This window comes from Bacillus sp. LR_5 (genome assembly GCF_042709275.1).
In genome coordinates this window covers 1-20676 of sequence record NZ_JAVAXX010000021.1, presented here as the reverse complement: position 1 = coordinate 20676, position 20676 = coordinate 1, and the positions used below count along the sequence as shown (strand labels likewise).

General features: G+C 47.9%; 18 protein-coding genes and 2 pseudogenes. 4 read left to right on the top strand and 16 right to left on the bottom strand.

All coding sequences use genetic code 11. The features are described 5' to 3' along the window. Positions 1 to 209: 209 nt before the first annotated feature. Positions 210 to 1901 (top strand): L-lactate permease LutP, encoded by a 1692-nt coding sequence (gene lutP / locus RAC86_RS07220; RefSeq protein ID WP_061187892.1) that lies wholly within the window; start codon positions 210 to 212, stop codon positions 1899 to 1901. 26 nt (positions 1902 to 1927) lie between these two features. On the opposite strand, the gene rpoN is transcribed toward lutP, so the two are convergent. Beyond that, on the bottom strand, positions 1928 to 3238 hold the full coding sequence (gene rpoN, locus RAC86_RS07215) for an RNA polymerase factor sigma-54 (protein ID WP_072565287.1): 1311 nt from the start codon (positions 3236 to 3238) through the stop codon (positions 1928 to 1930). Between the two features lie 78 nt (positions 3239 to 3316). Here rpoN and yvfG point away from each other — a divergent pair, with 78 nt between their 5' ends. Continuing rightward, positions 3317 to 3535, top strand: coding sequence for a protein YvfG (gene yvfG, locus RAC86_RS07210; RefSeq protein WP_003219905.1), 219 nt, complete (start codon positions 3317 to 3319; stop codon positions 3533 to 3535). 9 nt (positions 3536 to 3544) lie between these two features. On the opposite strand, the gene RAC86_RS07205 is transcribed toward yvfG, so the two are convergent. The 15 genes and pseudogenes from RAC86_RS07205 to RAC86_RS07135 all read right to left on the bottom strand — a co-directional run bounded on the left by RAC86_RS07205 (position 3545) and on the right by RAC86_RS07135 (position 19290). Further along, a complete protein-coding gene (locus RAC86_RS07205) occupies positions 3545 to 4513 on the bottom strand; it encodes a polysaccharide pyruvyl transferase family protein (RefSeq protein WP_072182609.1) in 969 nt (322 codons plus the stop codon). Further along, positions 4492 to 5658, bottom strand: a complete 1167-nt coding sequence (locus tag RAC86_RS07200) for a DegT/DnrJ/EryC1/StrS family aminotransferase (protein ID WP_072565288.1) — start codon at positions 5656 to 5658, stop codon at positions 4492 to 4494. Before RAC86_RS07200 ends, RAC86_RS07205 begins: the two co-directional genes overlap by 22 nt. A 16-nt stretch (positions 5659 to 5674) precedes the next feature. Then, positions 5675 to 6316 (bottom strand): acetyltransferase, encoded by a 642-nt coding sequence (locus RAC86_RS07195; RefSeq protein WP_072565289.1) that lies wholly within the window; start codon positions 6314 to 6316, stop codon positions 5675 to 5677. Continuing rightward, positions 6313 to 6921 carry a sugar transferase gene (locus RAC86_RS07190; protein WP_072182611.1) on the bottom strand — a complete coding sequence of 203 codons (609 nt, stop codon included), beginning with the start codon at positions 6919 to 6921 and terminating at the stop codon, positions 6313 to 6315. Before RAC86_RS07190 ends, RAC86_RS07195 begins: the two co-directional genes overlap by 4 nt. Then, complete coding sequence (locus RAC86_RS07185) at positions 6918 to 8435, bottom strand: MATE family efflux transporter (RefSeq protein ID WP_014115236.1); 1518 nt, start codon at positions 8433 to 8435, stop codon at positions 6918 to 6920. Before RAC86_RS07185 ends, RAC86_RS07190 begins: the two co-directional genes overlap by 4 nt. Further along, positions 8432 to 9466: a glycosyltransferase gene (locus RAC86_RS07180; protein WP_072565290.1), complete on the bottom strand. Its 1035-nt coding sequence runs from the start codon at positions 9464 to 9466 to the stop codon at positions 8432 to 8434. The genes RAC86_RS07185 and RAC86_RS07180 overlap by 4 nt, the downstream gene beginning before the upstream one ends. Next, positions 9463 to 10539: a polysaccharide pyruvyl transferase family protein gene (locus RAC86_RS07175; RefSeq protein ID WP_072565291.1), complete on the bottom strand. Its 1077-nt coding sequence runs from the start codon at positions 10537 to 10539 to the stop codon at positions 9463 to 9465. Before RAC86_RS07175 ends, RAC86_RS07180 begins: the two co-directional genes overlap by 4 nt. A gap of 4 nt (positions 10540 to 10543) precedes the next feature. Then, the gene (locus RAC86_RS07170; RefSeq protein ID WP_072565292.1) at positions 10544 to 11578 is read right to left on the bottom strand and encodes a glycosyltransferase family 2 protein; all 1035 of its coding nucleotides are present in this window, start codon (positions 11576 to 11578) and stop codon (positions 10544 to 10546) included. Between the two features lie 24 nt (positions 11579 to 11602). Next, the gene (gene epsG, locus RAC86_RS07165) at positions 11603 to 12706 is read right to left on the bottom strand and encodes a biofilm exopolysaccharide biosynthesis protein EpsG (RefSeq protein WP_014115240.1); all 1104 of its coding nucleotides are present in this window, start codon (positions 12704 to 12706) and stop codon (positions 11603 to 11605) included. After that, positions 12703 to 13858, bottom strand: a pseudogene (locus tag RAC86_RS07160) (glycosyltransferase family 1 protein). Before RAC86_RS07160 ends, epsG begins: the two are co-directional and overlap by 4 nt. Further along, a complete protein-coding gene (gene epsE / locus RAC86_RS07155) occupies positions 13851 to 14687 on the bottom strand; it encodes a glycosyltransferase EpsE (RefSeq protein WP_072565294.1) in 837 nt (278 codons plus the stop codon). Before epsE ends, RAC86_RS07160 begins: the two are co-directional and overlap by 8 nt. Next, positions 14684 to 15829, bottom strand: coding sequence for a glycosyltransferase family 4 protein (locus RAC86_RS07150; RefSeq protein WP_014115243.1), 1146 nt, complete (start codon positions 15827 to 15829; stop codon positions 14684 to 14686). Before RAC86_RS07150 ends, epsE begins: the two co-directional genes overlap by 4 nt. Positions 15830 to 15840: 11 nt before the next feature. Then, positions 15841 to 17661 carry a polysaccharide biosynthesis protein gene (locus RAC86_RS07145; protein WP_175304914.1) on the bottom strand — a complete coding sequence of 607 codons (1821 nt, stop codon included), beginning with the start codon at positions 17659 to 17661 and terminating at the stop codon, positions 15841 to 15843. 235 nt (positions 17662 to 17896) lie between these two features. Then, entirely contained in the window at positions 17897 to 18580 is a 684-nt protein-coding gene (epsB, locus tag RAC86_RS07140) for a protein tyrosine kinase EpsB (RefSeq protein WP_014115245.1), read from the bottom strand. Between the two features lie 5 nt (positions 18581 to 18585). Next, the gene (locus RAC86_RS07135) at positions 18586 to 19290 is read right to left on the bottom strand and encodes a YveK family protein (RefSeq protein ID WP_014115246.1); all 705 of its coding nucleotides are present in this window, start codon (positions 19288 to 19290) and stop codon (positions 18586 to 18588) included. 245 nt (positions 19291 to 19535) lie between these two features. Between RAC86_RS07135 and slrR the strand changes: the two genes are divergently transcribed. Together slrR and pnbA are read left to right on the top strand one after the other, a co-directional pair. Then, on the top strand, positions 19536 to 19994 hold the full coding sequence (slrR, locus tag RAC86_RS07130; RefSeq protein WP_072565295.1) for an HTH-type transcriptional regulator SlrR: 459 nt from the start codon (positions 19536 to 19538) through the stop codon (positions 19992 to 19994). 74 nt (positions 19995 to 20068) lie between these two features. After that, positions 20069 to 20676: pseudogene (gene pnbA / locus RAC86_RS07125) on the top strand (para-nitrobenzyl esterase); the annotation flags it as partial.

Below are 20676 nucleotides of genomic sequence, written 5' to 3'. Positions count from 1 at the left end.
TTGTAGGTCTGGCTGTTTACGATCTATTATACTCTGTTTTGGGGGACGCCAAAAGATTTTGACAATTTTGTCAAAAAGTCTTGTACTTTGATTTTTTTCAAAATATAATGCTAGGTAACTGGTCTTATTACCCAGTCATCAGATGATCATATCATCTATAGAAACCGCTTACACATAACGCCAGTTTATGTTTCAAGGAGGGGTTTGGGATGCAATGGACACAGGCATTTACGCCTATAGGGGGAAATTTGCTTTTATCAGCGCTTGCCGCACTTGTACCGATTATTTTCTTTTTTTGGGCACTCGCGATCAAACGGATGAAGGGGTATACAGCGGGCTTGTCCACATTGGGAATCGCACTTATCATTGCTGTATTGGTTTATCGGATGCCGGCAGAAAAAGCGCTGATGTCCGCGACACAAGGAGCCGTATACGGGATTTTGCCGATCGGCTGGATCATTGTGACGTCTGTTTTTTTGTATAAAATCACTGTGAAAACGGGACAGTTTGATATCATTCGCAGTTCTGTTCTCTCGATTACGGATGACCGCCGGCTTCAGGCGCTCCTGATCGCTTTCTCATTCGGGGCTTTTTTAGAAGGAGCTGCCGGCTTCGGAGCGCCGGTCGCCATTTCTGCCGCGCTGCTGGTCGGCCTCGGCTTTAACCCTCTTTATGCGGCGGGAATCTGTTTGATCGCCAATACGGCGCCAGTCGCCTTTGGCGCGATTGGGATTCCGATTACAGCCGTAGAAGGGCCGACTGGGATTCCGGCGATGGAGATTTCGCAAATGGTCGGGCGGCAGCTGCCGTTTTTATCCGTATTTATTCCTCTTTATTTAATCATCATCATGAGCGGGTTCAGGAAAGCCTTTGAGGTCTGGCCGGCGATTCTCGTTTCCGGTGTTTCCTTTGCTGTTGTTCAATATCTCAGTTCCAATTTCTTAGGGCCTGAGCTGCCGGATGTTTTGTCGGCGCTTGTTTCGATGGCTGCGCTTGCTGTGTTTTTGAAATGGTGGAAGCCGAAAACAACATTCCGGTTTGCCGGTGAACAAGAATCTGCCGCCGCGATTGAAATGGCGAAAACGAATCCGGCCGCGCCTGCGTACAGCGGCGGACAGATTTTCAAGGCCTGGTCGCCATTTCTGCTGCTGACGGTGATGATTTCTGTATGGGGCATTCCATCTGTCAAATCCGCGCTGACCGGGCATTATGAAGGCGCTGCGGTTTTCTTGAAGTGGCTGAACGCAGTTGGCGAAAAACTGACTTTTGCCCCTGGTGTGCCTTTGTTGAACAATCAAATTATCAATGCTGACGGCGCGCCGATTGAAGCGGTTTACAAGCTTGAGGTGCTTGGTTCAGCCGGCACCGCGATATTGATTGCTGCTGTGCTGTCAAAGTTCATCACGGCGATTTCGTGGAAAGACTGGGGAGCTGTTTTTAAAGAAACGATCCAAGAGTTGAAGTTTCCGATTTTGACCATCGCATCTGTCGTTGGTTTTGCCTATGTCACAAACTCCTCGGGAATGAGCACGACACTCGGGATGACACTCGCACTGACAGGTTCGATGTTTACCTTCTTTTCGCCTGTTCTCGGCTGGCTCGGCGTCTTCATTACCGGCTCGGATACTTCTGCCAACCTGCTGTTCGGCAACCTGCAGAAAGTCACCGCGTTATCGGTCGGCATGGACCCAGTTCTCTCTGTCGCCGCCAACTCTTCAGGCGGTGTCACAGGAAAAATGATTTCGCCGCAGTCGATTGCGGTGGCGTGCGCCGCGGTAGGACTCGCCGGGAAGGAATCAGATCTTTTCCGCTTTACCATTAAACACAGCCTGTTTTTGCTGCTGCTCGTTTGTATCATCACCTTTTTGCAGCATCATGTGTTCAGCTGGATGATTCCTTAAAAAAATCCTCCCAACATGGGAGGATTTTATTTATACCGTTTTCTCGCTGCCGATGACGGAATGTTCATTTGATCGCGGTATTTTGCGACTGTGCGTCTGGAGATTTGGATGCCGTGCCGTTCGTACAGCAGATCGGCAAGCTTTTGGTCTGAGAGCGGTTTTGTTTTGTCCTCTTGATTGACCAGGTCTTCTAGATGGGTTTTGACTGCATAGTTAGACGCATCTCCATCTCCTGAAGCCTCGGCTTTTGCTGAGAAAAATAGTTTCATCTCAAACAGTCCGTACGGCGTTTGTATCGTTTTCCCTTTGATTGCCCGGCTTACAGTTGATTCATGAAGGCTCAGGCAGTCTGCTACCTCCCTAAGAGTCAGCGGCTTCATTGCACCTCGCCCTTTCAGAAAGAAATCCTTTTGCCGTGTGATCAGCTCATTGACAATTCTCGTGATCGTCTGTTTTCGCTGTCGCAGCGCGCGGCTCAGCCAGCGCCATTCCTGGTATTTCGCAGATAAATAAGAGGCGGTATCCTGACAGGAGCCGGACGATAAAAGCGTTCTGTACTGCGGATGCAGGTCTATCTCTGGAAACGAGCGGGTATTCAGCTCTGCTGCGATGTGCCCGTTTTTCACGGTGATAAAAATGTCAGGCTCGATATACACATCTTGCTCTGGCTGGGCAAACAGAAGGCCCGGTCTTGGATGAAGAGCTGCGATGTCATCAGAGATATCTTGAATCGCATGAAGCGGAATTCCTGTTTCTTTTGAAAGCGCTTTCCATCTTTTTTGCGCAAAAGCATCAAAATGAGCTGAAACAAGCATTTCCGCTTGTTCATTTCTATTCGGCAGCCGCTGTAATTGGAGAAGGATACATTCCTGCAGAGATCTTGCGCCAATTCCAGCCGGCTCTAACGACTGAAGCTTTGCCAAAACCGTTTCCACTTCCTTAGTCGAAACAGATAGTCGCCGTGCTGCTTCCTCCATATCTTCTTCCAAGTACCCGTTTGAATCAAGCGAATGAATCAGATAATTGAAAATCTTTTTTTCAGTGTTTGTCAGATTCATATCGAGTGACTGCTGCTTTAACACATCCTGCAGTGTTTTTTGCGGATCACTTAATTGAAGGCCTGCTTCCTGTGCATTCATCCTGTTTTTGTTTGTTTTATGGTAAGATAGTGGCGGTGTGTCTGTTTCCTTTCGTTCAATAAGAGGGTTTTCCAGTGAGAGCTCATCAATGTATTCGGCGAGTTCTGCCGAATGATAGCCAAGAAGCGTGATGGCCTGCCTGAGCTCCTGTGTCAGTTGAGGCTTTAATACTTGTACTTGCTGAAGTTTCATATCCATCTTGCTCACTCCCCTTTCTTCATTGTACATGATTGAGATCACACCGTATACATTTATGAAAAAGGAGCTGCCAAAGAAATGTCTGAACTTTTTTCCGTCCCTTATTTTATTGAGAATTTAAAACAGCATATTGAAATGAATCAGTCTGAGGATAAAATCCACGCGATGAACAGCTACTACCGTTCCGTCGTCTCAACGCTTGTGCAGGACCAGCTGACGAAAAACGCAGTCGTCTTGAAACGGATTCAGCATTTAGATGAAGCGTACAACAAAGTCAAACGGGGAGAATCAAAATAAACCTTCCGCTCATATGTGAGCAGGAAGGTTTTCCTTCTTTGAGGCGTTCTGGATGAGTCGGGTGCTTGGCACTCCTTCCATCCAGGTATGATAGTAATTGGCGTTTTTCCCGTAGGAATTATCAATGACCGTGTTTTCTTTTTGAAGAAGAGAGGACAGGATGTGGCCGTGCAGCCTCGATGTTTCCACCGATTCGTAACGGCTGAAAAACCGAATCGCTTTTTTGACGATATAATCCGAGTATTTTTCCCATATATACGCGATGGGCAGAGGATTGCCCGCTTTTTTATTCAGGACGTTCAGCGTTTGCAGAAAAGCGATCGTCCGGCGGTCTGAAGCTGACAGCACCGTGCGCCAGTCGTAGCTTTCCGCTTTTGCGTGTTCCTGAAGCTCCTTGTTTGCTTCATGATCTGTTCTGATAAATCTCAGCCTTTGGTTGAATGGCTGCTGCGTTGGAGCGACCGGAAACAGCTGATGAGCCATATCAGGCAGAAGCTTAATCTGATTGCTTGTAAAATAAGCCTGCGCCGTTGCATAGGAGGCTTTTTCCCTTGTGATGATATGGAGATTCGCATGCTTAGAAAATATCTCCGCCGTCCGTTTCAGATTGTCTTCGTTTTGGAAATAAATCGATTGCGGCAGGATCACGATTTTGTGATTCGGATAGGTTTGGACGATTTTCTCTCTAAAGCCTTGATAATACGGATACAAATCCCCGAAGTTGCCGCCTCCCTGGCAGACGATGATGAGATTCGGATCGAGCTTTCGCCCAAGTGGAAAATTGTCGGGATTCCAGCGTTTTCTGACCCGGATCCCGTGTTCTTTAAAGAAGGCTTCTGTTCCCTTCATAATAAATAAATCCCCTACATTTCCGTATAGAGGATAGTCGGCATATATGATCTCGGATTGCTTCGGAATGACGTCGAGCAGCCCGGACAGTTTCTGTTTCAGGCTGATCATCGAATGCTTGCTGTCCATTTCTTCACCTCGCCAGTTTGGAATAAGTGTGTTAGCACATCAATGACCCGGTCTTGCTCTTCTTCCGTCAGATTTGACCCTGATGGGAGACAGATCCCTCGCTTGAAAAGACCTTCGCATATGCTTCCTGTATCTTCATGAGAATAGAATAAAGACGGCTCAAACAGCGGCTGGGTATGGAGCGGCTTCCAAAGCGGACGTGCTTCAATGTTTTCTTCCGCAAGTCGTTGAACCGCGTCATATGGGCTCAGCCCGTTATCAAGTGTGAGCGTGGTCAGCCAGCGATTGGATACACCTGCTTCATGCTCCGGCATAAAACGGACACCGTTAATATGACCGAGCGCGTTTTTGTATCTTGTAAAAATGGCCCTTCTTTTCTCCACCCGCTCATCCAGCACCTCAAGCTGGGCAATGCCCACGCCGGCGAGGATATTGCTCAGCCTGTAATTATGCCCGACTTCGCTGTGCTGATAATGAACAGCCGGTTCTCGTGCCTGCGAAGCGAGAAATCGTGCTTTTTCAATGGCGGCTTCATCGTCTGAAACGAGCATCCCGCCGCCTGATGTGGTGATGATTTTGTTCCCGTTAAATGAAAAAACGCCGAAGCGCCCGAATGTCCCGCTTTGCTTCCCTTTATAAACTGTGCCGAGAGATTCGGCTGCGTCCTCAATGACAGGAACTCCATATGCATCACACAGGCTTACGATGTCATCCATTTTCGCGCTCTGCCCATATAGATTGACGGCAATAACCGCTTTTGGCAGAGTTCCGCTTCTTTTCGCATCCTCCAGCGCTCTTTCGAGGGCTTTCGGCGACATATTCCACGTATCAGGCTCAGAATCAATAAAGACGGGCACCGCTTTTTCATACAAAATCGGGTTGGCGGTTGCTACAAATGTGAAGGACTGGCAAAACACAGTGTCTCCTTCTTTTACTTCAAGCAAACGCAGCGCCAGATGAATCGCCGCCGTTCCAGAGCTGACCGCAGCTGCTGCTTTTACACCGACGCGTTCTGCCAGCTGTTCTTCAAATGAATTCACGAGGGGCCCAAGCGGCGCGATCCAGTTTGAGCGAAAGGCTTCTGAAATATAGTGCTGCTCCCTGCCGCTCATATGAGGGGGAGATAAGTAGATTCTTTTATACATATAATCATCCTTTGTTTTATGTTTGAATGGAAGAAATAATGCGCGCCGGGGCACCGGCAGCCGTTACCCTGTCCGGTATGGAACGGATCACCGCGGAGCCGGCGCCGACAATGCTCCAAGATCCGATTGTGAGCTGCGGTATGACGGCCGCGCCGGTTCCGACGTGAGCGCCTTCCTGAACGGCGACTGCTCCTGACAGCGTGACACGCGGAGAAAGATGAACGTAATCGCTGATTTGATTGTCGTGCTCTGCCACTGCGCCCGTATTGATGATGCAGTGGGCGCCGATACGCGCATCCGCCTGAATGATTGCGCCCGCCATAATCACGGTCCCTTCCCCGATGACAGCCGACTTGCTGACGATGGCTGACGGGTGAATCAATGTAATGAAATCTTCTTTCTTCAGTCCCAGTCGCTCCGCCAGCTGTTTTCTGACACTGTTGTTTCCAATGGCGACCAGAAACAATACATCGGGAATGAGCCTTCGCAATTCAGCAACGGCTTCCGGCGGGCCTGTGTACCACTCTGATCCCGCTTCAAATGTTCGGAATTTATCATCAAGCACCGCGGCTAAGCGCGTGTCTGACCGGGCGTTTATCAGCTCTCTGATCACCTTTCCGTGTCCGCCGTCACCCACAATGGCCACGTTTCTTCTCATGAGGACACATCTCCGCTTCCTGTAAACCGTTCCGCGGTCACATGATTGGTTTGCTGAATCCCTTCTGAAACAAGTACTTTTCGCACCGTCAAACATAAAATTTTCATATCGAGAAAAAATGATCGGTTGTCAACGTACCAAACATCTAATTCAAATTTCTTTTCCCAGGAAATCGCGTTTCTGCCGTTGATTTGTGCCCAGCCTGTGATACCCGGCTTTACCTCATGGCGCCGTGCCTGCTTTTCTGTATAAAGCGGCAGATAGTCCATCAAAAGCGGCCGCGGACCGACAAGGCTGAGATCACCTTTTAGGACATTCACCAGCTGCGGAAGCTCATCAATGCTCAGCTTTCTGATCAGTCTGCCCGTTTTCGTCAGCCGGACTTCATCAGGCAGCAGATTTCCTTCACTGTCCCGTTCATCCGTCATCGTTCGGAATTTATAAAGGGTGAACGGATTGCCGTGCAGGCCCGGCCTTACTTGCTTAAAGAAGACAGGTGATCCTATTTTCAGCCTGACAACGGCTATGGTGAATAAAATGATGACACTCGTACAGCACAATAAAAAAATGGCGGCCGTCAGATCAAAAAGTCGTTTCAGGATCAAAGATTCACAGCTCCTTTCGTTTTTCGAAACCGCTTTAGTACCAGCTGTCTTTCCTCTTTCGTACAAACGAGCATAAAAGCGAAAACCGCGTAGCAGCAGCTGACTGTCATTCCCGCCGCTATCAGTGATGCCCAGCCGTCAATCTTCACAACGAACTGGATTGCCTCACAGACCGCCCACGCAAACACAGCCGCTGAAAGAGGCCCGATTATGCCTTTAAAGAACACGTGCTTTTTGTAGCCGGTAATGCGGGATACGTAAAGCGGCGTAAAGATGGCATTTTTCAAAATAAGGGATACCGCCCCGGCCAATGTAATGCCGTACAGTCCGAGATGGGCCGGCCCGCTCAGCGTGACAGCCAGCACCACATTCACTGCGCCTAACAGCAGGGTAACGATCGCCGGTGTTTTTTGTTTATTAAAGGCGGTCCATATATAAAACAGCGGCATAAAGGCGAGGCTGACCACTAAGTATCCGGCATGAATATATAAAAGCGGTGCTATAGACGAAAAGGATGGTCCAAGCCAGATCGTCAGAAAAGGCCCCGCCAATCCGCCCAATAAGGCAGCAGGAAGCGCAAGCAAAAGACCGTTCAGCCTCACTGCCTTGTTGGCGTAATTCACCAATCCATCCATATCGCCTTTTGAATAATATGAAGTAATAAGAGGCGCAAACAGGGATGCGACCGTGCCAGCCAAGCTGCGCAGCAGCAGCGGAAACTGGATAATCGCCGCGTATTTCCCGGATGCAGACGCCCCCAGCACCAAATTGGCAGTTAATAGATCAATCTGCAAAAAAAGCAGGACGCCGATTTGATTGACGGAGCTCCATGCGCCCGCCTGAAACAGCTCCCTGCTTATGCGGAATGAAAGATCCTTCATCCGAAACGAAAACCACGGAATCAGTTTTTTGAAGAAATAGAAAGACAGCATAGACGCGATGACAGCACCAGCTAAAGCGGCAAGCTGGATCTGCCAGATTTTCGGCGCAAAACATGCAAACAAGAGCAGCACAGACAGCACGCGTATCAGCATTTGCACCGCCTGAATTGAACTGGTGATGTAAAGGCGGTTTGCATAAAATGGTGCAGCGCCGAAACCCGCCATTAGAAACGTTAAAATGAACAGCAGACTGCCGATCAAAATTGACAGACGCACATCAGCCAAAAGCGCTGGCGGCACGTTCATGACGCGGTCAATAAAGAAAGCCGAACCCGCAAGAGGCAGCAAAAGTAGCATTGAAATCAGAACAGACGCCGCTAAATAATTACTGATATACGCATTTGCTTTATCGCGCTCTCCCCTGTGGGCCGCGACAGAAAAGAACCGCACAACAACCGAACTGAGCGCCACGGTGATAATCGAAAAGTAATTAATCACATTTTGTGTCAAATGAACAAAGCCGAACGCTTCCACACCGAGCGTTTTGACAATAAAAGGCGTCATCCAGACCGACAGAAAAACGGACAAGAGAAAAGCCGTGAGATTTGCGCTGAAGTTTATCGTGAATTTCATGCCTGCTTTGCACTGCCTTTCATCGTTCCCCGCTGCTCAAAAAACAGCTTGATGAGAAATATGAGCCGTAATTTGCACAGTCCTAATACCAAACGCTCGCCTCTTAATAATTTCTCATGTTGAATCGATGTATTTCTGACAGCCTGCCGCACCATGTCATAGGACAAAATGAGTCTAATCTGTTTTTTGATGTCTTTCGGCGGTTTCGGAGAAGCACAGGCGTTTGCGAGTAGCATCGGAAGCTGGTGCTTGCAAATGTACACACTCAAATCTTCTTTGCATGCACCTGCTAAACCGTAATGATTATAGAATGCGATTTTCGCCTGATATTGCTTTTGAATATGTTCATCCATTGCCGGCTTATAAGGAATTTCTGTCAGGCTGTTCGGGTTTTCACGATAGATGTACAAGCCTTCATCCAGCATTTTCACCCGCTCGGCTTCGCAAAAAGCGGACAAATTGAAGGGAGAATCTTCAGCAAAACGGATGTCTTCATCAAACATCAGATTGGCTCTCTCCAAAAGCTCCCGGCGATAAACATAGCGCCATACATACCAGATAAATCTCGTTTCGTGAGCATGTTTGAGCCGTTCAGCCATTTCCGGTTTTGTCAGCACGCGGTTTATGTCAAGCTGCGGCGGCACATACAAGCGCCTGTCCGCTGACTGCTTATAAAAACCGCACCCAGCGATGTCGAGCCGATTTTGTTCTGCTTCTTCAATCAGCCTCTGGAACATGGCGGAAGATACATAATCGTCTCCGTCAACAAAGCCGATATAAGTACCCCGCGCGGCCTTTATTCCCGCATTTCGTGCTGAGCTCAGCCCGCCGTTTGCCTGATGAATGACCCGGATTCTCGCATCCCGTTTTGCATAGTCCTCTGCAATCTCGCCTGAACGATCCGGTGTTCCGTCATTCACGAGAATAATTTCAATATCAGAAAGCGTTTGACGAAGCAGAGAGTCAATGCACTCTTCTATAAATGGTTCAACGTTATACATCGGGACAATAATGCTGACGAGCGGGGTCATTGCGCTTCACCGCTGATTTTGTCCCGCAGTCCTTTAAAATACATATCTCTCGGAAAGCCGGCACGGGGTGTTTCTTTTGTTAACAGTTCTTTTACTGCGGCTGTTACACGCTCCGGGTCCGGATGTTCAATCAGCTTCATGGATGGGATGTCTCTGAGCCATTGATAGCCTTCCATCACCTTGTGGTCAAAGGAGCGGATGACGACACACGGCGTTCCTGTCAGCGCGCAAAAAATCATGCCATGAAGCCTGTCAGTGACAACGGCTTCTGCGCTTTGCAGCTTAGACCACAGCGCTTCAAGCTCCTGCTCCCGTGAATCGCGGCTGATCCGGCGCCCGATCGTTGTCGTAAAGGCTTTGATGTCGCCGAATTCTTCAAATAGCGCAGCCTTTACCCGGTTTCTCTCATCCTCCTGAAGCACGCTTTCCTGATCCTCACGCAAACACATATAAACCCCTTCGCGCTCTGCGGGGGTCTTGCTTCTATCTAAATACAGCACCATGTCCGGCTGCTTCAAAATCGTTTTTTCTTGAAAATGCCGTTTCATAAACTGATACGTTGTTTCATCCCGGGCCATCAGCAATAGGCCAGGGTGCGCGTTATAAATTTTCTGCGCCCGTTTCAGCTCTTTGCGCCCTTTTTTCGTGTCAGAAAAATGAGCCGTTGCCGGCAGCTGGACAACTCGATAGTCGTGAAATGTTTTAATGATGAAGCGGCGCGTCCACTCCTCATAACGGTATAAATCACCCATGTTTCCTCCGCCGATGATAAAGACCATATCCTCCGGATGGCGCGAGCGGAGCAGCGATTTTGCTGATTTGTAAATGTCCTTCATATCGACCTCGACGATGTCAAAATCGGGGTATTCCTGGTCAAGAAATGCCTTGCTGGCATAAGCAATCGCGTGATCTCCCAAATTGTCATGGGACGGCAGCAGAGTCAGTATGATTTTTTTCTGATGTGCTTCGGTCTTTACCGGCTGATCGGCCGTACCCAGCCAATATTGAGACGGGTATTTGACCTTAAGCAGCAGCCATTCTGCAAGATTGATTTTCAATGATTGTAACGACATGTCCTCACCCTCTGTTTCTCATTTTGTACTCGATCGCCCGCTGATACACGGCCGAGGCCATAGCGACGAACGGAATCATTCTGTATTTCGCCATCAGAAGCAGGCATGATCGTTTTGCGTCAAAGGGCGCAGTACCCGTTTTTGAGAGGCTTTCTCGAAACACTGGATCCGCGCAAATTACGCCGACATTTCTAAGCTTTTCGAGCAGCCGGCGGCTCCCGCTTGTTTTCCATTCGTTCAGCATACAGATGCTGCTGTGAAGCACCATAAAAGTATCAAGCTCCTTTTGGTACGCCTCCAATTTGTTGTTCTCCTGTAAAAACGCTGCATTTGCCTCATACAGCGCAAGCCCTGATTCAAACAGTTTTTTCTGATAGCTTTGCACAATGGAGGAAAGGTGAATCCGGTAATGATAGAGCGGCGCTTTCACATAGGATACAGAGCGGGCGAAAAAATGAGCGCGAAAGCTGAAAAACTGATCCTCCACATGCTCTAGCTCGCCGCGGAGCGGAAACGACAGCCGATGCGCTTCAACCATGTTTCTTCTGTACAGTTTGTTCCATGAAAACCCTCTGACCTTTCCTTCAAATAACGCCTTGATATACTGCTCCTTCGGCTGATTCTGATAGGTTTCTGTAATATCAGAGATCATGGTTTTTCCAGTGTCCTCAAACTCCGCGGCGTAATTGCAAATGACCAGATCCGTTTTATCGTCTGCTGCCTGGAGCATTCGCTCGCAATAATCAGGTTCGATCCAATCGTCTGAATCTATAAACGCGATAAACTCGCCGCGTGCCGCGTCGATGCCTTTATTCCGAACCGCGCCGAGACCCTGGTTCTCCTGATGAAACACCCTGAATCTGTGATCGTTTTTGGCGTATTCCTCCGCGATTTCCGGGCTGTCATCTGCTGAACCGTCATTGACAATGATGATTTCAATATTATTCAGCGTCTGGTTCCGCAGTGATTCGAGACACGTTCTGATATATGTTTCTGTGTTATAAACAGCGACTAACAGACTAACCGCAGGTGTTTCCATAATGACCGGCTCCTCTTGCATAAATTACCGGGAAAAAATCGTTCTGTAAGGCAGAACGGACGAATCAACCGGCATAAGCAAATAACTGTAAAGAAAATAACAAACAATGATAGCGATATAGATAAGGGCATTCGATTTTTCATCAAATATCCTGACGAAATAAGGGACTAAGATCATTTGATACAGGCCGAAATAAATATTGAATCTGGCAAAGATCACATCCTTTGTGGCCAAAAGCCCGAACAAAAAACCGAGCAGGCACAAATTGACGACGATGTCGATTTGCGGCCACAGCTTTCGCAGACGCGCTCTGTAGCAAAAGGCGAGAAACAGCGGCAGAACCAAGACAGCGATTTTGATCACATTCATTCCATTTGTGTTTGTCATGAGCCATTTTTCATAATGGCTGTATGAGCTGTTTTCAAGCACAACGACAAACACAGAAACAAATTTTTGATATAAAAACGTCATGCCAAGAAATAGAGCGGATAAACCGAATATCGCCGGTGACCAGGCTTTTCTTCTGACAATAAAGTACACCGGAATCATAATCAGTGCCGAAGAATGAAAGAGCGAGCTGATCAGCACGATTAGAAAATATCGCTTCCAGTTCCCGCTGATGATATAACGGATCGCCCAAAACAATGCGGCTGCCACCATGTATTGCCTGATGCCGTTAAAAGACGCGTAATAATGAAAGGTTCCTAAAAATAAAAAGACACTCAGCTCAAACGGCCTTCCGTAATCAGCGAGTGTCTTCATAACCAAACTGTAGGTCACGGCCGCAACCGTTATATACATGATTTGCGGATCTTCCGTGATGAAATTCATCAGCCAAAGGAGTGCGGTAAAGCCCGGATCTGTCGCCGTTTTTGCTGTGCCGAAACCGAATATCTGCCACACATTTTGATAATCGCCCGCCAATTCGTACAGCAGTGTGTACGTCTGAAAATCCGTGCCGACTCTGTAACGGAGACCCGACACGAGCACAAGTGAAGCAAGCGGAATCCAAATCAAAAGTTTATTCGGCCGATACCCCGTGGCGAGCGAATCGTCACGGCCGCCGCACATTTTGGCAAACCAAGACCAAATATATACAATTCCCATATTGACGGCATATACAATCATCGTTTATTGTCCTTTTCCGCTAGTAATGTTGTATACATTCAGCAGCGCTCCTACGTTTTGCTGTGCATCGTAGCCAAGTTTTGCGAGTGTACCTTGGATGAGCTCCTGCTTCGGCCTGCCTGCGGCGGCCGCTCTTGCAATGGTTTCAGCCCAGATGCCGATCGGCTCAGAAAGACTCAATCTCGTCACAAGCCCAAGCCCAGCGTCAACTTTATCTGTAATGTTGTCTGAAATAATGCATGGAAGCCCCGATGCCTGCGCTTCCACTAATACCACCGGCAAGCCTTCGTATAGAGACGGCATGACAAACACATCAAATGTGCGCATCAGCTCATGAATGCGTTCTTCAGTGCCTAAAAAGAGGACTTCTGAAAGCAGATTCTGCTGCCGCGCCTCCTCTTCCATTTTCTCGCGCAGCGGCCCGTCTCCTGCGAGAACGAGCTGAAAGCGAACCCCTCGTTCTTTGAGATGTGCGGCAAGCTTCAGCAAAAACGCGTGGTTTTTCACTTCATGAAACCGGGCCACATGGCCAATGATGAGACGGTCAGTAGCAATGCCGCGTGCTGTTTTTTCTTCATCAGCTCTCTGCCCATTTGGTGCGAACAAATCAAGATCAATCCCGTTCGGAAGGAGATGAACACGCTCCCGCTCCATGTTGGACTGGCCGAATAAAAACCTGCCCGCATCCTCTCCGCAGGCACACAGTGCTGTCGCATTCGCCAAAATAAGCCGCCTAAACACCATCAGCTGCAGGCGATCCTTCCAATTGAAGCCGGTCTTCCACGACGTATTGTGGGAATGGCATACCCTGACCGGCACTCCGGCAAGCCTTGCCGCAAGGGCGATAAAACCCGTTTGAAAATCCGTGTGCGCATGAACGGCGCTGAACGGCCCGTTTTCTTTTATCGTGTTTCTTACATTCCTCACAAATGTAAGGGGATTGCTTTGCCCGATGCTCGGGACATAAAAAAGCCGCCCGCCTAAAGATAAAATCTCTTCATCATAAGCGCACGGATCATTTCGATACGTTAAAAAATCAAATTGTACTTTGCTTCTGTCCATTTTCCGATATAAATTCATCACCATGGTTTCCGCGCCGCCCCTGTTCATGCCGCTGAGAACTTGAAGCACGCGTTTTTGGCTGCTACTCATGCTTGACAAGCCCTTCCTTTTGGTTCATCACTCTTTTTTTGTGGTAGCGATTCATCACGGCTGGAGGCATAAATGCGCGAATTAACGGTTTTGCAATATATATGTAATCAGATAGAGGAAGCTTCAAACGTCTGCATGCCTGATAGACAAGGATGGCATTGTCTATGGAATACGTAAATGACCTCCGTTTGAATGCATCGCTGTCTTCCCTTACTTTATACAACGCTTCTTGGAGATTGTAGCCTCTGAAGCCCTCTTCAAAAAAGCGAAGCCACAAATCAATATCCTCCATCCGTCTCGTCCGCCGCACCGAACGGTAGCCTTTCAGCGTTCGGTAGGCGCTGGCTCTCATCATAATTGTTCCGTGGCAAAACGGGGTTCCTTTTGCCATGATGCCCGGCTCCGGAACAGAAGGCAGGATGCGTGTGCCCCTTACGCCACATTCATCAAATACAAGCATGCCGGTGCCAACCACCTGATAGTGGTGGTGCTTTTCTAAAAACGCGACCTGCTTTTCCAGACGGCGCGGGAATGAAAGGTCGTCTCCATCCTGACGTGCGATATACTCGCCTGTCGCATGCGAAAGACAATGATTTAATGAAGCGGCAAGCCGCTTGTTTGTTTTGTTTTGAATCAGCTTGATGCGGTCGCTGTAATGAGCGGCATACTGCTTCGCGATGCGGAGCGTGCCGTCTGTTGACGCATCATCGCACATAATCAGCTCCCAATTTTTATAGGATTGGCTGAGTATGGATTCAATGCTTTCCGCCAAAGTGCGTTCACAATTATAAATGCCCATAATGACAGAAACTTTTGGTCCTGAGTTCATACGCTTTTCTCCTTTGTATCCATATCCATGTACGCGGAATAAATATCTGCCATTTCTTCCACCGTTCGCGACTCCGAAAAGCGCAAGGCTGTTTTTCGGCCTTCCTGTCCCAGCTTTCTGCAGAGTTCCGGCTTATGGTAAAGCTGTTCAATTCGGCGGGCAAAAGCGGCACTGTCACCGATGTTGATCAGAAAACCGTTTTCTCCATCCCGGATGATTTCCCGATGCCCGCGGTTATCCGTGGCAATCGCCGGTTTTTCCGCTGCCATCCCCTCAAGCACATTCATGCCGAGGCCCTCCCTGATGCTTGATGCGACAGATACATCTGCAAGCTGAATCAGCTCATGAATGTCGCGGCAAAAGCCGTAAAAGCGGACATTGCCGGAAGCACCAAGCTTTTCAGCCAACGTTCGATACGCTTGTTCCATCGCTCCTTCTCCGGCAAAAACAAGGCGGAGCGACGGAATGTGTTCTTTCAGCAAGGCTGCGGCTTCAATTAACAACTTCTGGTTTTTGTTCAGATTGAGCTCAGCGGGATAAACCAATATAAAATCATCTTCACGGAAACCGTGTTTTTCTCTAAGTCGTTGCTGCTCTTCCAGGCTGACAGGCCGGAACCGCTCGGTATTGACGCCGATGCCATGAATTTTCTGCGTCTTTCCGCTCCGCCTTTGAAGTCTCTTCGCCCGTGTGTAATCCTCTTCATTGATCGTAATCAGGCAGTCTGTATATGCCGAAAGCCATTTCTCAATCGGATAGTAAAGCAGCCAATTTTTCATCGGCGCTCCGCTGCAAAAGTGAAATCCGTGCGCTGTGTACAGCACCTTTGTTCCATGCCGCCTGGCCTGCCTCGCCGCTAGTCTGGCAAGCACGCCGCCGACCGGCGTATGGCAATGGACAATATCGTATTGATTGGTGTTGATCACTTCCTTCAGCTGTCTGTAAACGGCCAGATTCTGAGGATGAAAGGGTGACCTGCGAATTGGGATGGAGAACTTCTCATCCACATACGGCAGCTTGGTTTGTCCGCTCGCAGCGACATGAACCTCCCAGCCCATTCGTTTAAACCATTTAAAGTAAGGGAGGTGAAAGGCTTTAAAATGATAATCGACAGTCGCGCAAAACAATATCTTTTTCGTCATCTTCACTCCCCCTAATGAGCACTGGCAGCCGTCATTTCGTCTGATGTATTGATTGCCGCAAACAGCCTCGCTCTCAAGTCGGCTTCCGGCAGATCATTAAAATCCTCAATAAAGCGCATCAGCACCGGCCAATCGCCGTCAACTGCTTTGCCGATATGAATTTTCGGAAAGATTTGTTCAGCGTGTACTTCATTTTTATTCAGCAATTCCTCATACATTTTTTCGCCGGGACGAATGCCTGTGAATTCGATTGGAATCTGCTCAGTCGTGTAGCCGGACAAATGAATGAGGTTTTTGGCAAGATCCACAATCTTTACAGGCTCCCCCATATCGAGAACGAAAATCTGACGCCCTTTCGCCAGTGCCCCGGCCTGGATGACAAGTCTTGAGGCCTCGGGTATCGTCATGAAATAGCGGGTCATGGCCGGATGTGTTACCGTCACCGGGCCGCCTTTTTCAATCTGTTTTTTGAAAATCGGAATGACACTGCCGCGGCTCCCAAGTACATTGCCGAAGCGGACAGCGACAAACTTGGTTCTGCTGATTTTTCCAAGATTCATAATAATCATCTCGGCGAATCGTTTTGTCGCCCCCATTACATTAGCCGGGTTCACCGCTTTGTCTGATGAAATCAGCACAAACGTCTCTGTCCCCGACATATCGGCTGCTTCCGCGACATTTTTTGTTCCGATGATATTGTTTTTGACAGCCTCTTCAGGATTATGTTCCATTAAAGGCACATGCTTATGGGCAGCTGCATGGTAGACAACGTGCGGCTCGTACTTTTTCATCAAGGTAAACATTTTATCGCGGTCCTGCACATCCGCAATTTCCGTATGGAACACAATGTGTTTGCCGAATCGTCCGTTCAGCTCTGTATAAATCGAATGAATGCTGTTTTCCCCATGGCCGAGCAGAATGATTTCATTAGGCTGAAACGGGCTGATCTGCCGGCAGATTTCTGAGCCGATTGATCCGCCCGCTCCCGTGACAAGAACTGTTTTTCCTTTGATGCGGTTCGAAATTTCGCTTGTGTCGAGGGTTACCGGCTTTCTGCCGAGCAAATCCTCAGCTTTTACATCTCTGATTTGTCCGGCAGTTCGTGTGCCGAGCAGCATTTCATCAAAATGAGGCATAATTTTAATGTTTACTCCAGTTCGCACACATTCTTTATATAACACCTGAAGCTCATGGGTGCGGAGTGAAGGAATGGCAATAATAATATAGTTAATTTTGAGCTTTTGCACCGCAGGCATGATACTTTCTTTTCCGCCGATTACGGGCAGCCCCATAATTTCTAATTTATGCTTCGTTTGGTCGTCATCAATAAAAGCGACAGGTATGATGTCAGGATCATCTTTTGAAAGCAGCTGCCTGACCATCAGAGTCCCTCCTGAGCCCGCCCCGATAATCAGCGCGCGGGATGATGCGCTGCGTTTTTTTCTGATGCTTTCTTTTAACACTCTGGATAAAACACGGGTTCCTCCAATAGACAAAAGCTGAAGCACCCAGCATGCGGTTAACAGACGGAAGAACATCGTATGATACACAGCATACTGAATGACGCCTGTCACAGCGGCTGAAAGCGTAATGCCCTTAAGCAGGACGATCAGCTCGCCGAGACCGGTGTATGTCCACACCTGTTTATACTGACGGAACAGGAAAGCACATACATGATAGCTGAGGAGCAAGCTGACAGCGGTAAGCAATAATGCTCCGGAGTCATAAAATTGATAGGAATCTTTTAAAAATTGATATCCTGCAATAACTGAATTTAAAACGAGATAAGTATCCAGCGCAATAATCATTGACAGTCTTCTCCGGTAACTCAACCTTTTCCCCCCTAATTCTTTTATCGGTTTAGCTGCGGCGGTTTTCGTCCACCAAAACATCGGCAGCAGCTAAACCGACAATACATCCTATGTATATATCAGATAAGTGGGCATTTAACCCGTCCTCACGCCCCGCCAGCGACGACCAGCATCTAAGGCAACAACTTCAGCTGCCCACAGCAGAGCCGAGTGCCTCCATTGATACAGGTCAGGAGACATCACCTTTACCATCTATTTAGTAGGAATAGTGTTCCGATTTTTTCATTTTCTTTTTGTTTAAAAGAGCGCCTAACAGCTTCGCATTGGATTGTTCCAGTGCATCCTTTGCTTTCAGGACGGTATCAGTTTTTGTTTTTCCGCTTAAAACAACGAGCACGCTGCCATCTGTCTGATTTGCTAGAATCTGAGCATCCGCAACAGCCAAAAGCGGAGGGGAATCAAAGATGACGAGGCTGAATTGTTCATAGATGTCAGATATTAAATCTCCCATCGCTTTTGAAGACAGCAGTTCAGCCGGATTCGGCGGGGTCGGTCCGCTTGTCAGCACATACAAGTTATCGATCGGCGTCTTTTGCACCGTCTCACTGAGTGAAGCATTCCCGACCAGCACATTTGTCAGCCCGGTTACATTCTCAACCTGAAATGTCTGATTGATGGTGGGCTTTCTTAAATCGGCATCCACCAGCAGCACTTTCTTTTCCTGCTGCTGCGCAAAGACAGCCGCAAGATTCGCTGCACTGAACGATTTACCTTCACCAGGCACAGAGGAGGTGACGAGGATAGACCGCAAGTTGGTCTGAACGGATGAAAACTCAATGTTTGTCCGAATGGTGCGATATTGTTCCGCAACAATTGATTTATTGTGTAAAACGGATATTTGAGCCAAACCTCGTCTTGCTTTCTTTTTTCTAAAGACCACTCGCTTCACTCCCCGAAATGTTTTATCCCGCGATTCCGCCCTTTTTGAACATCAGGGACGGAGCCTAAGCATGGCAATCCGGTTCTCTCGCTGAGCTGCCGTGCGCTTTTGCACGTATCATCGAGAAAATGCAGAAAAAATGCCAGTGTAATGCCGCCCATGACAGCAGCGCCAAAAGCCATAACCATATTTCGCAGCCGGGCCGGCTTGATCATTGGGCTTTCAGAAGCCTTCGCCTCTGATAAAATATGCACGCCTTGTACGTTCATTCTTTCATCTACTTCTTTTTCAAACTTGTTCACTAATGTGTTCGCAATCTCAGCCGCTTTCGCCGGATCGTGGTCCTGAACGGCAACGGTGATAATTTCTGATTCATTTTCACTGCTGGTAATCACTTTTCCTTTCAGCGAGGAAGCCGATTCAGAAAGATGCAATTCCGCCTTGACCTCTTCCATCAAGGCAGTGCTTTTCATAATCGATTGGAACGTGCTGCTGTACTGAAGATTTCGCTGGATGTCACTGAGATTCGAGTTTTCTTCACCGTCTGATTCATGAACCAGCACTTGCGTCGATGCTTGATAGGTCGGTGAAATGACCTTAAATTGCACAAAGCCCGTCATAACGGTGACGCCGATTGTGATGAGCAGAATCAGCACGAATCTGTGTCTGACAATCGCATATAATTCTTTAAAACTCATATTCTCATTCATGTATTCATAGCCTTCAGCCTTCCCGCGGCTGGCTTCCCGCGCCCCTTTCTGTTAATGATTGGATTATAAAAGAAAACTTTATTATTTAAAAATTGCAAAATAAGCCAATAGGTTCTCTTTAGAGAACAAAATCATGATTTTCCTCTTATTTACTGCACTTCCCTTATTATTTTAAATTTTATAAAGAACGTATAATTCCTTATAATGAACAAAATAACGACAGGAATAGAGGAGAATTTCATATCATGATTGGAAGAATTATCCGTTTGTACCGTAAAAGAAAAGGCTATTCTATTAATCAGCTGGCTGTGGAGTCAGGTGTATCTAAATCCTATTTAAGCAAGATTGAAAGAGGCGTACATACAAATCCGTCCGTTCAATTTTTAAAGAAAATTTCCGCCACACTGGAGGTTGAATTAACAGAATTATTCGACGCAGAAACAATGATGTATGAAAAAATCAGCGGCAGTGAAGAAGAATGGCGCGTGCATCTTGTGCAAGCCGTCCAAGCCGGAATGGAAAAGGAAGAATTGTTCACTTTTACGAACAGGCTAAAGAAAGAACAGCCTGAAACTGCCTCTTACCGCAACCGCAAACTGACGGAATCCAATATAGAAGAATGGAAAGCGCTGATGGCGGAAGCAAGAGAAATCGGCTTGACTGTCCATGAAGTCAAATCCTTTTTAAAAACAATGGGAAGATGATGATCGGTTAAGGGCTAACGTTCGCATCTATAGGGTAAATCTGTTTATAATGGGGGAAAAAGGGAGAGAACACGATGACTCATCAAATAGTAACGACTCAATACGGCAAAGTAAAAGGCACAACGGAAAACGGCGTACATAAGTGGAAAGGCATCCCCTATGCCAAGCCGCCTATCGGACAATGGCGTTTTAAAGCACCTGAGCCGCCTGAAGTGTGGGAAGATGTCCTTGATGCCACAGCGTACGGCCCTATTTGCCCGCAGCCGTCTGATTTGCTGTCACTTTCGTATACTGAGCTGCCCCGCCAGTCCGAGGATTGCTTGTTTGTCAATGTATTTGCGCCTGACACTCCAAGTCAAAATCTTCCTGACCATGGTGTGGATTCACGGAGGCGCTTTTTATCTAGGAGCGGGCAGTGAGCCATTGTATGACGGATCAAAACTTGCGGCACAGGGAGAAGTCATTGTCGTTACATTGAACTATCGGCTGGGGCCGTTTGGCTTTTTGCACTTGTCTTCGTTTGATGAGGCGTATTCCGATAACCTTGGGCTTTTAGACCAAGCCGCCGCGCTGAAATGGGTGCGAGAGAATATTTCAGCGTTTGGCGGTGATCCCGATAACGTAACAGTATTTGGAGAATCCGCCGGCGGCATGAGCATTGCCGCGCTGCTCGCTATGCCTG